General features: G+C 66.9%; 10 protein-coding genes. 2 read left to right on the top strand and 8 right to left on the bottom strand.

Features of this window, described 5'->3' with window-relative positions; genetic code table 11:
• The first annotated feature begins 9 nt into the window (after nt 1-9).
• Complete coding sequence (gene mgtE, locus ACZ46K_RS30080) at nt 10-1,383, top strand: magnesium transporter (protein WP_464746329.1); 1,374 nt, start codon at nt 10-12, stop codon at nt 1,381-1,383.
• A gap of 16 nt (nt 1,384-1,399) precedes the next feature.
• Here the strand turns inward: mgtE and ACZ46K_RS30075 are convergent, their stop codons facing one another.
• The 7 genes from ACZ46K_RS30075 to ACZ46K_RS30045 form a co-directional block, all read right to left on the bottom strand.
• A complete protein-coding gene (locus tag ACZ46K_RS30075) occupies nt 1,400-2,008 on the bottom strand; it encodes a 5-oxoprolinase subunit B family protein (RefSeq protein WP_054806247.1) in 609 nt (202 codons plus the stop codon).
• Complete coding sequence (locus ACZ46K_RS30070) at nt 2,005-2,778, bottom strand: LamB/YcsF family protein (RefSeq protein WP_054806248.1); 774 nt, start codon at nt 2,776-2,778, stop codon at nt 2,005-2,007. Before ACZ46K_RS30070 ends, ACZ46K_RS30075 begins: the two co-directional genes overlap by 4 nt.
• Before the next feature lie 21 nt (nt 2,779-2,799).
• Nucleotides 2,800-4,395 (bottom strand): GMC oxidoreductase, encoded by a 1,596-nt coding sequence (locus ACZ46K_RS30065; protein WP_464746328.1) that lies wholly within the window; start codon nt 4,393-4,395, stop codon nt 2,800-2,802.
• Between the two features lie 82 nt (nt 4,396-4,477).
• Complete coding sequence (locus tag ACZ46K_RS30060; protein ID WP_054806249.1) at nt 4,478-5,026, bottom strand: TetR/AcrR family transcriptional regulator; 549 nt, start codon at nt 5,024-5,026, stop codon at nt 4,478-4,480.
• 28 nt (nt 5,027-5,054) lie between these two features.
• Complete coding sequence (locus ACZ46K_RS30055) at nt 5,055-5,942, bottom strand: metal ABC transporter permease (RefSeq protein WP_464746327.1); 888 nt, start codon at nt 5,940-5,942, stop codon at nt 5,055-5,057.
• The gene (locus ACZ46K_RS30050; protein ID WP_464746326.1) at nt 5,939-6,805 is read right to left on the bottom strand and encodes a metal ABC transporter ATP-binding protein; all 867 of its coding nucleotides are present in this window, start codon (nt 6,803-6,805) and stop codon (nt 5,939-5,941) included. The genes ACZ46K_RS30055 and ACZ46K_RS30050 overlap by 4 nt, the downstream gene beginning before the upstream one ends.
• 40 nt (nt 6,806-6,845) lie before the next feature.
• On the bottom strand, nt 6,846-7,877 hold the full coding sequence (locus ACZ46K_RS30045) for a metal ABC transporter solute-binding protein, Zn/Mn family (protein ID WP_464746325.1): 1,032 nt from the start codon (nt 7,875-7,877) through the stop codon (nt 6,846-6,848).
• A 150-nt stretch (nt 7,878-8,027) separates the two neighbouring features.
• On the opposite strand from ACZ46K_RS30045, the gene ACZ46K_RS30040 reads away from it, so the two are divergent.
• Entirely contained in the window at nt 8,028-9,137 is a 1,110-nt protein-coding gene (locus ACZ46K_RS30040) for a LacI family DNA-binding transcriptional regulator (RefSeq protein ID WP_464746324.1), read from the top strand.
• A gap of 6 nt (nt 9,138-9,143) precedes the next feature.
• Here ACZ46K_RS30040 and otsB read toward each other — a convergent pair whose 3' ends face one another.
• Nucleotides 9,144-11,702 (bottom strand): trehalose-phosphatase, encoded by a 2,559-nt coding sequence (otsB, locus tag ACZ46K_RS30035; RefSeq protein WP_464746323.1) that lies wholly within the window; start codon nt 11,700-11,702, stop codon nt 9,144-9,146.
• Nucleotides 11,703-11,797 lie beyond the last annotated feature (95 nt).

Genomic DNA, 11,797 nt, shown 5'->3' with positions numbered 1-11,797 from the left:
GGAGACGTGATGAGCCGGGACGATCCGATCACCCGTATCGAGGCCACCCGGGTCGAGATGACCCGGGTGGTCGAGCGTGCATTGGACGACGGCGATCTGGCCGCGGCGCACGATGCGGTTGCCGACCTGAGCGTGGAACTGCTCGTCGACGTGCTGGAGCGGTTGGACCCCACCGACCGCGCAGTGCTCTACCGGTTGCTTCCCAAAGACCAGGCGATGGAGGTGTTCGAGCAGCTGGATCCGAGTCTGCAGAGTGCCCTCGTCGGGGGTCTGCAGGACGATCACGTCGCATCGATTTTCGCCGATCTCGAGCCCGACGATCGAGTCGAGTTGCTCGACGAGTTGCCGGCCACCGTTGCCGCGAAGCTCATGCGCGGACTTCCGTACGACGAGCGTGAGTTGACGGCAGCCATCCTCGGTTACCGGCAGGGTGCTCTGGGTCGACGCATGAGCCCGGAGTTCGTCTCGTTGCGCCTCGACATGCCGATCGACCGAGCGCTCGCGATTGTCCGGAGCCGCCTCCACGATGCGGAGACGGTCTACACGCTGCCGGTCGTCGACCGGCAGCGGATCCTCGTGGGTGTGGTGGGGCTGCGAGAGCTGATGGGCGCGCCGTCGGGCAGTGTCGTCGGCGACATCATGAACGAACCGTATTTCGCGCGGGCCACCGATGACGCAGAGGAAGCGGCGCGCCGCTGTGCCGAGCTCAAATTGCTGGCGCTGATCGTCGTGGACAGCGAGACACGGCTGGTGGGCATTCTCACCGTCGACGACGCGTTGCGCATCCTGGAATCGGCCGAGAGTGAGGACCAGGCCCGTATCGGTGGCACTGAGCCCCTGCGGCAGCCGTATCTTGCTACTCCGGTGGGGCAACTGGTGCGCTCACGGGTCGTGTGGTTGCTGGTGCTGGCGGTCGGGGCGACGCTGACCGTGCAGGTGCTCGAGGTGTTCGAATCGACCTTGGAGCAGGCCGTGACACTGGCGTTGTTCGTGCCGCTGCTGATCGGTACCGGCGGCAACACCGGCAATCAGGCGGCGACCACCGTCACGCGCGCGTTGGCCCTCGACGACGTGAGTCCCCGCGACATCGGTCGGGTCGTCGTCCGTGAGAGTCGGGTGGGGCTGTCGCTCGGGGTGCTGCTCGGGTCCGTGGCGTTCGTACTTGCGACCCTCGTCTACGACATGTCGGTGGGAGCGGTGATCGGGCTGACACTGGTCACCGTATGTACGCTCGCGGCCACCGTCGGTGGGGTGATGCCGTTGGCTGCCAAGGCGATCCGGGCGGATCCTGCGGTCTTCTCCAACCCGTTCATCACGACGTTCGTCGATGCGACGGGATTGGTGTTGTACTTCCTCATCGCGAAGGCCGTACTGGGGATCTGACGAAATTGTCTGCGTTTCAGACGGATTCGAATCGAACTGTGGCGCCGGGACGCAACAATGCGGGTGGGGTCCGATCCGGTTGCCACAGGACTTGTCCGGTGGTTCCGATCAGCTGCCAGCCTCCGGGGGAACTTCTCGGATAGACGCCGGAGAACTCGCCTGCCAACCCGACGGCACCCGCGGGCACCGAGGTGCGCGGAGAGTCGCGGCGTGGCACCTGCAGGCGACTGTCGCCGCCCGTGAGATACGCGAAGCCGGGGGCGAAACCGCCGAACGCCACCGTCCAGACGCGGCCGGTGTGTGCGGCGATCACACCGTCGGCACCCAGTCCGGTCCGTTCCCCGACCTCGTCGAGATCGGGTCCGTCATACCGGACCTCGATCACCACTTCCGTATCGGGGGTGGTGTCGGCACGCATCGGCTGTGTTTCGGCGAGCCAGCGGCGTACCGCGCCGGCGTGGGTCGTCCCGGTGTCGAAACGGACCAGGAGTGTGCGGGCTGCGGGAATCAGATCGACGACACCGTGCATTCGCTCCGCGTCGAGTGCGCGGAAATGCGCGAGTACGTCGTCGAGCGAATCGAACTCCGCGAGCATCGCGGAGTCGCCGTTGCGAAGAATTCTCACGCGCCGTCGTCCTGGACGAATGGGAGGATGTCGATGTTCTCGGCATCCAGCAGCGCCCGGACGGCCACGGCCATTGCGGTGGCGTCGGGAGAGTCGCCGTGGATGCACACGGACTGTGCGTCCACGCGCACATCGGTGCCGTCGATGGCCGTGACCACGCCCTCGGTGACCATGCGCAACACGCGCTGGGCCACCACATCCGGGTCGTGCAGCACAGCACCCGGTTCTCGTCGCGACACCAGGGTGCCCTCGGGTGTGTACGCGCGGTCGGCGAATGCCTCGGTCACCACGATCAACCCCCCGCTCTCGGCCTCTTCGAGGAACACCGATCCGGGAAGCCCGAGAACAGGGAGTGAGGTGTTGTACGAGCGGATCGCCTCCACCACCGCGCGGGCCTGCTCGCGGTGGTGCACGATCGCGTTGTACAGGGCGCCGTGCGGTTTGACGTAACTGACCGCCGAACCTGCCGCTCGGGCAAGACCGTCGAGGGCGCCGATCTGATAGATGACCTCGGCGGTGAGCTCGGCCGGTTCGACGTCGATGAATCGTCGACCGAATCCCGTGAGATCGTGGTACCCCACCTGCGCTCCGATGCGAACGCTGTGACCCGCTGCACCCCTGCAGGTTTCGAGCAGGGTCGACGGGTCGCCTGCGTGGAAGCCGCACGCGATGTTGGCGCTCGTGACGAGGGAGAGCATGGTCTCGTCGTCGCCGAGTCGCCATTGCCCGTAGCTTTCGCCCAGGTCGCTGTTCAGGTCGATGCGGGTCACGGGTCCGATTCTAGGCGGGTGTCAGATCGTCACCCCGACATCCTTCGCGACGATGTTGTCGAGCGCGCGTTCGGCGACGGCGGCGATGGTCATCGACGGGTTGCACGCACCGGACTGGCCCGGAAGCAGCGCGCCGTCGAGCACGTACAGGCCACGCTGGCCGTGTACTCGTCCGTCGAGGTCGCAGACGCCGCCCATACTCGCCCCGCCGAGCGGGTGCCACGTGGACGGAACGATGGCATTGGTATCGGTGGCGACGCCTGTGCTGCCGACGATCCTGCGGACCGTGGGATCGATGTGGCCGTTCTGGATCGCGGCGTCGCCGTCTTTCGGCCAGTGCAGGACGGCGTCGTCCTTCGCGGAGTCGTAGACGAACGAACCGCGGCTGTCGCTGATGCCGTAGCCCACGAGCACGGTGCTGCGGGTGTCGACGCCGATCGACGGGATCGACGCCTGGACCACCGTGAACGCGGCGTTCGGGTCGTCCCAGTTCTTGCTGCCGTAGACGACGGGGCCGCCCTGCAGCGCACCGAAGTCCTCGCGCATGTCGGACCAGAGATAGATACGGTCGGCGTTGCTGCCCCAGTTGCGTCCGAGATCGTCGGGAAGATCCGGGATCTGCCCCTTCTGCGAGGCCCGGACCAGTAGCCGTGTCGTGTTGAGGCTGCCGGCGGCCAGAATGAGCGTGTCGGTGGTGAGGATCTGGTTCTCGAGGAGTTTTCCGGAGGTGTCGATCCGGTCGACGTACACGGTCCACCGGCCGTCGGATGCTCGTGCGATGTCCCTGACCTCGTGCTGGGTCCGGACGGTCACCAGACCCGTGGCCTCGGCGGCAGCGATGTAGGTGACGTCGACGGAATGCTTGCCGCCGTTGTTGACACCGAGAGCGCCGGAGCCGTCCGTGTACGACGGAGTCATCTCGCCGCGCAGTTCGGCGAGGGCGTAGTCCCAGTCGATCGGCATGGGAATCTTGTCGAGCGGGAGACCGGCCTGTTTCACTCGTTCGGCGAAAATCCGCGCGGCGGCGTAGTTGGGGTGGGAGACGAGTTCGTCGGGGGCGGTCGCGAGCCCCAGCATCTGGGAGACACGCGGGTAGTGGACGCGATTCATGGTGGTCCAGTCGAGCTCGTTCGGGAAGTGGGTATTGAACACTTCCTCGCTGGGCTGCAACGACATTCCCTGGTAGACCAGCGAGCCGCCGCCGACGCCGGCGGCACACAGGGCGGTCATGTTCCGGCCGACAACCGCCTCGACCAGGCCGGTGTGCGGCTCGACCATGACGGGCCTGCCGAAGAGTTCGGGTGCAGAGCGGAACCACAGCATGCGCCCGTCGGGTGCGTCGACTCGCGGGAAGGTCGTCGCGTCGGGTCCGGTGGGCCAGCGTTTTCCTCGTTCGAGGATGGTGACGGGTACCCCGGCCTCGGCAAGGCGCAGTGCGCTCACGCCGCCGCCGAAACCGGAGCCGATGACGACGACGCGGTGTTCCTCGCGTGTCAGGGGAACTTTGTTCGTCCGGGCGGCGATGCCGGTGGACGCGTGGGCGGCCGATGTTCCTGCCAGTGCAGCGCCGACGGTGGCGGCCCCCGCGAGAAATGTGCGCCTGCTGATGCTCGACAAGATTTCGCTCCCCCAAGAGTCTGCTCGACCCCGGCGGATACCTCCGGGTCGCGTGCAAAACTAGACAGATGGGTGCCAAGTGTCAAGGTTTCGGCATCGCCGGCTCCAGCCATCTGGTGAGAAAGCGCCTCAGTTCGTCATCCGAATGCATTTCCGGATCGTCGAACAGAACCACCGACAATCCGAGGAAGAGCGCGATGTCGGCGATGTCGTCGAGTTGGGGAACGATCTCGGGGTATTTGTCGGTCATTGGCTCGAGCAGTCGAAGGACGACCGGTTTTGCCCGGCTCACCATGCCCGTGTCGAAGAAAGGATGCTCGCGGCCCGAACGATGCAATGCGGCGAGTACCGGATTGTCACGCACCGCCCTCCGGCCGGCGACGAGCAGTTCGACGAGGTACTCGCACGGCGTGTCCGCTCCGGCCAACCGCGTGAGGATATCGTCGAGCCTTCCCAGCGCAGCGCTCGCGACCGCCTGCGACACCAGATCTTCCCGACTCCCGAATATCGAGTACACGGTCTGTCGGGAGACGCCGGCCGCCTTCGCCACGCCCGCGATGGTGACGGCATCGAACCCGTCGCTCGTGATGAGCGCGAGCGTCGCGTCGAGGACTTTCGTGCGGGAGCGCATCCGCTGATTGTCCCGCACCCAGCGGGCGTCAGGAGGCCGGTGCCAGAACCCGTCCTGCGCCCCGGCGACGTTGCATCGATCCGATCGTCCGGCACACCAGGTAGATGACGAATGCGATCGCGGTGATGAAACTCGACACCGGGACACCGGGTGCGAGCGCGAGCAGGATGCCCCCGACAGCGGCGACTTCAGCGAAGATCACCGACAGGATCGTCGCGGCGAGCGGACCACGGGTGACGCGCGCCGCTGCGGCAGCGGGCGTGATGAGCAGGGCCATGACGAGCAGCGCCCCGACGATCTGCACACCGAGCGCCGCGGTGATGCCGACGAGCACAGCGAAGACCATCGACAGTGCCCGCACCGGTACGCCGCGTGCGGCGGCGACCTCCGGGTCGGTGCTCGCGAACAACATCGGCCGGTAGATCAGCGTCAAGGTGCCGATCACCACCACTGCACAGCCCGCGAGCAACGCGACACCGGTTCCGCCGGGCGCAACGATCTGGCCGGTCAGCAGTGAGAACGCAGCGCCGGTGCGCCCGTCGTATGCCCACAGCAGCAACACGGCGAGGCCGAGCCCGAAGGCCATGACGACGCCGATCACCGAGTCCCGTTCGCGGGCGCGGGTACCGAGCAATCCGAACAGGATCGCGGCGACCACTGCACCGACGACCGCGCCGATCCCGACGGAGACCCCCACGAGCAGTGCTGCGGCGGCGCCGGTGAGCGACAGCTCGGAGGTGCCGTGCACCGAGAATGCCATCTGTCGGCTGATGATCAGGGGGCCGATGACACCGGCGAGCAGACCGAGGATGGCGCCCGAGATCAGGGCCTGCTGCACGAAGTCGTACTGCAGGAGTTCTGCGGTGGCCTGGAAATCGAACAGCCGTCCCATGGCGTCCGAGAACTTGCTGCTCATGCGTGGTCCTCCGGGTGGTGATGGTGGACGCCTTCGCCGGGGCGGAGTCCGCCCGCGCTGCCGAGTGCATCGATGGCGTCGCCCGTGCCGACGACGACGAGTCGCCCGCGCATCTCGAGCACTTCGACCTCGGTGCGATACAGCTCGGAAAGCACCTCGGAGGTCATGACCTCCGAGGGGGTGCCGATGCGGAACTGGCCGTCGACGAGATACAGCACCCGGTCGACGAGGGGAAGGATCGGATTGATCTCGTGGGTGACGAACAGGACCGCGGTGTCGTGGTCCTTGCGTCGTTTGTCGATGAGTGCCGACACGAGATGCTGGTTGGCGAGATCGAGGCTGAGCAGCGGTTCGTCGCACAGCAGTACCTGCGGATCGCCCACGAGCGCCTGCGCGACGCGGAGTCGTTGCTGCTCTCCGCCGGACAGGTCACCGACGAGCGCGTTCGCATACGACTGCGCACCGACCTGCTCGATAGCGGCATTCACCGCGGACTTGCGGCGCGTGAAGTGTCGAATGCCCGTGCCCCACCGGTGCCCGTCGACGCCGAGGCCGACGAGGTCGCGGCCACGCAGTGGCACACCCACATCGAGCGTCTTCTGTTGCGGCACGTATCCGACGTGAGGACTGCCGGTGTGGACCGGTGTGCCCGCGATGGTGGCGGTGCCTGCGCTGAGCGGAAGCTGGCCGAGCAGGACCTTGAGCAGGGAGGTCTTTCCGGCGCCGTTCGGCCCGAGGACCGCGATGAACTCTCCTGGGTGCACCGCGAGTTCGAGGTGATCCCAGAGGATGCGTTCGCCGAACGCCAATCGGGCGCCGCTCAGTTCGACCGCGTGGGGATGGTCGGGGAGGGAAGATGTCACCGGGGTCCGTGTTCTCGAGCTGTGGTCAGGGGATGGGGGACTACGACGCAGAATCGAGTCCGGTGGCGAGCGACTCGGCGGTCCGGGTCTGCCACTGAATGTAATCGAGTCCCTCGGGGAGGGTCTCGAAAACTTCGACGACGGGAATGCCCGAAGACTCGGCGGCGGAGCGCATCTCCCTGCTCACCTTGTCTTCGGTCTGGGGGTTGTAGAGGAGGACCCCGACCTTCTTGTCGAGCAGTAGCTGCCGAGTCTCGGCGATGCTTGCGGGCGACGGATCGGTGCCGTTCTCGATCGCGTTGGTGAAGTCGGTGGGGGTCACGTCGTCGAGACCGGCCGCCAGCACGAGGTAGTGCCCGATGGTTTCGGTCTGAGCGATGGGTGCGTCGGCGTGGTCCTGCGCGATCCCCGTCGTCACATCGGAAACGCCGTGCAGGCTCTCATGGAAAGCGGCGGCATTGGCGCGATACACCCCGGCGCCGTCCGGATCGAGTTCGGAGAGCTGCTCGGCGACGGCGTGGGCGACGGCATCGGCGGTCGCCAGGTCGTACCAGACGTGCTCGTTGACGCCGCTGTGATCATGGCCCGCGTGATCGTCGCCGGCGTGATCGTGTGTGGCCTCGTCTTCTGCCGGCGCTTCGGATGCGGGGGCGTCAGTGCTCGTGCCGTGGTCGTGACCCGCGTGAAGGTCGCTGTGTTCACCCGACTCGAACAGTGCGAACGCTTCGACCGTGGGGACGTCACCGCCGACGGACTCGAGGATGTCGTCGACGAAGTGGTCGTATCCGCCACCGTTGTAGACCACCAATGACGCATCGCTGATCGCAGCGGCATCGAGCGGGCTCGCCTCGTACGAGTGCGGGTCTGCGGTCGGCTCGGAGATCAGCGACTCGACCTCGATCCGATCGCCCGCCACGGCCTGGGCGATCGAGCCCCACACGTTCGTCGATGCGACCACGCTCAGCTCGCCGTCCGAGCCCGAGTCGCCGGTCGTGCCGGAGCCACACGCTGCGAGGACGGTAGCGCACGACAGGGTGGCCGCAGCGAACGCGGCGCGGGAGGACATACGCACTGGTGTTCTCTCCTGGGTCGGGGCGCGGCAAGGCGGTGAGGCCACCCTAACGCTATTGGAAACCGTTACCGTTCCACTTTAGCTGACGATTTCGTGCATTCTGCCCAACCCGCGTGGTCGTGAGCATCGACACAGGACTACGGTCCGATCATGTCAAGGTCCCGTCAGCCGCGCCGACAGGCGACTCTGGCGTCGATCGCCGCCGAGCTGAAAATCTCCCGCACCACCGTCTCGAACGCGTACAACCGGCCGGATCAACTGTCCACTGAACTGCGCGAACGGGTCTTCGAGGTCGCCAAGCGCCGCGGCTACGCCGGCCCCGATCCGATGGCCCGGTCGTTGCGCACCCGCAAGGCAGGCGCGGTCGGGGTGCTGCTCACCGAGGCGCTGAGCTATTCGTTCCGCGATCCCGCTGCGATGAGTTTTCTCTCCGGCCTGTCCGAAGCGTGCGAAGCCGCAGGGCAGGGCCTGCTGCTCATACCCGCAGGGCCGGGCCTCACCGACGCCGAAGCGGCGCAGGTCGTGCACCGCTCGTCCGTCGACGGGTTCGTCGTCTATTCCGTACCGCCGGAGGATCCGTATCTGGCCGCCGTGCTCGAGCGGCACCTGCCGATCGTCGCCTGCGACCAGCCGCGAGGCATCGGGGCGGCGCCCGTCGTCGGAATCGACGACCGCAGACCCATGCGTGACCTCGCCGCCCACCTGATCGAGCTCGGACACCGCGAGTTCGGAATCGTCTGTATGCGGCTCGGTCGCGAACGGCACGACGGCGTCGTCGACCTCTCCGTGCTCGACGAGACGGGCTTTCACGTCCAACGTGAACGCATCCTCGGGGTGCGTGACGCCATGCGCGAGGCGGGGCTCGACGATTCCGCACTCACCGTCGTCGAACGGTTCACCCACACCTCCGGCGACGGGCAGTCCGCCGCGGCGCAGGTCATGAGCGTAAACCCGCGCATCACCGCGCTGATGTGCACCACCGACGTCCTGGCGCTCGGTGCACTGGCGTGGGCCGACCACGCGGGGCTCGATGTCCCCGGCCACCTGTCGATCACCGGGTTCGACGGCGTCGACGAGGCACTACGCGAAGGCCTGACGACGGTGAGCCAGCCGCAGAAGGACAAGGGACGCCGCGCGGGTGAGCTGCTGCTGGCCTCGCCGGCGCACTCGGGCATCCCCGAAATGGAGACCCTCGACACCCAGCTGGTGTTCGGCAAGACCTCGGGTCCTGTCGAGAGCACCGGCTGGTACGCCGAGTGAGGCCGGTCAGGCGGGATTCGCGGCGAGCAACTGCGCGCAGCGCAGGAGCCCGATGTGGCTGTACGCCTGTGGGTGGTTGCCCAGCGACCGCTCGGCGACCGGGTCGTACTCCTCGCTGAGCAGGCCGGTGGGCCCCGCCGCGGCGACGAGCTGGGCGAAGAGCGCCTCTGCGTCGTTGCGCTGTCCGACGAGCAGATACGCCTCGACGAGCCACGCCGCGCACAGGTGGAAGCCACCTTCGACGCCCGGCAGCCCGTCTTCGTGACGGTACCGATACACCGTCGAACCACTCCGCAATTCTGCTTCGGTGGCCCGAACCGTCTCGCGGAAACGCTCGTCGGTGGGGTCGATCAGTCCGGTCAGTCCGATGAACAGGGTTGCCGCGTCGAGGTCGGTACCGTCGTATGCGGCGGTGTAGGAACGGACGTCGTCGTTCCAGCCCTTCTCGAGGACTTCCTCCGCGATCTCGTCGCGGAGTGATTCCCATCCTTCACCGGCGGGACGCGAGAACGTATCCGCGAGTGCGAGAGCGCGATCGATGGTGAGCCAGCCCATCACCTTCGAATACACGTGGTGCCGGGGGTTGTCGCGGATCTCCCAGATGCCGTGATCCGGTTCGAACCAGCGACGTTCGACGGCTGTGACCATCGAGCAGACCAGCTCCCAGTCGCGATCGGTGAGCGCGGATGCGTGATCGGCGCCGCGTGCATCACGCCGATGCGCGATCGCGGAGATCAGATTCACGATGGGGCCGAACACGTCGAGCTGGACCTGCTGGTTGGCCGCGTTGCCGACGCGCACCGGTCGCGAACCTGCATATCCGGGAAGGGAATCGAGCACGGCCTCCGGTGGTAGCGGGCCACCCGCGAGCGTGTAGAGCGGATGCAGGCGCTCCGGTCCGGGCAGCGTCTCGAGGACACCGTGTACCCAGTCGAGGTAGTTCTCGGCCTCGACGAGGGAACCCACGTCCACGAGCGCGTGCGATGTCAGTGCCGCATCGCGCAGCCAGCAGTACCGATAGTCCCAGTTGCGTACGCCGCCGATCTCCTCCGGCAGCGACGTGGTGGCTGCCGCGAGGATCGATCCGGTCGGTTCGTGCACGAGACCGCGCAGCGTGAGCGCCGACCGCTTGGCAAGGTCGGGTTTGAGCGTAGGGAGGTCGAGTTCAGCGGCCCATTGCCACCAGTACGCTTCCGCGTGTGCACGGCGTTCCACCTCGGATACCGGATGGGATCCGAGATCGTCTGTTCCGCAGCGTAATTCCAGGGTTATGTCGCCTACGGTCGGGTCGACTACGGCGTGCGCGGTGTGGTGCACGCCCTCGCTGGTGATGTCCCAGTGGACTCCCGGTGACCGCAGGACGAACGGTTCGTTGAAGCCGTGCACGCGCAGACCGTCGTCCACGGTTTCGAGGATCACCTGGCCCTGACCGAACTCGGGCCTCGGTGCGAACGTCACGACTGCCGTGGCGCGGCCGGAGATCACACGTGTCAAATCGGTGCGGCCGGTATCGACGTCGTGCGGCAGGTAGTCGATCACCGCGAGACTCGCCCAGCGGGTTACGACCGTCATCGTCGAGTCGATGTACCGCTGGCTCAGCGGAAGTGCTTCGCGTGTCGGGCCGATCGTGAAATGACCGGCGGCGTCGCCGCCGAGCAGATGAGCGAAGATCGCGGCCGAATCCGGGTCCGGATGGCACAACCAGGTGATGGTGCCGTCGGGGGTGACCAGTGCCTTCGATCGAGGGCTTGCGAGCATCGTGAGCCGTTCGATCGGGGCGGCGTGCGCGCCCGAGAGCCACGTCCGTCGCTCCTCGAGAAGGAAGGCGAGCGCGGCGATCACGTTCTCGGACCGATCCACCCGATACTCGGCGACCGTCTCACCTTCGCCGACCTTGATACCCACGTCGGGTCCGCGCAGGGATGCGAAGGCCTTCTCGTCGGTGACGTCGTCGCCGAAGAACACTGCGGCGCTCGAACCCTCCTGGTGCCGGATGATGTCGAGTGCGCTGCCCTTGTCGGTCGGGACGACCGACAGTTCGATGACCGCTTTGCCTTCGGTGACCTGGACTCCGGGGCGCAACGCGAGGTCGCCGCGCACCGCCGCCACGGCGTGGTCGGCATCCTCGGGCGCGGCATTGCGTACGTGCAGGGCGGCGCTGGCGGGCTTCGTCTCCACCCCGACTCCGGGGAATCGGCTCGCGATGGTCTCGAGCCCCGCGACGATGTCGCGGAGTCTGCTCTTGGACTCGTCGTCGATCGCGTGCACGAACCCGACGTCGAACTCGGAGCCGTGGCTTCCTACCAGCTTGACCTCGATGGGCAGACGTGAAAGCGCTGCCAGATCCTTGAGCGCGCGTCCGGAGATGACTGCGGCGGAGGTCGCGGGTAGAACCGCGAGGCCGCGCAGGGCGCGGACCGCTTCGGCGTGCGGAACGGCCTTGTCCGGATCGGACACGATGGGAGACAAGGTGCCGTCGTAGTCGCTCGCGACCAGCAGCCGGGGCGCGCGTGCGACGGCGGCCAGTGCCCGGCGCAGCTCGATAGGGAGGTCTAGTGCGCTCACTTGTCCCAAGGTAGGCGAAAAAGCCGGTGCATCCACCCGAGCGGAGGCAATCGTGATGGTGTTTCGTGTTACATCGTCGGTGTGCAGGCCGAAAG

The organism is Rhodococcus sp. JCM 9793 (assembly GCF_055380405.1).
The sequence above is the reverse complement of the archived record's forward strand: the minus strand, read 5'-3'. Positions and strand labels throughout refer to the sequence as shown.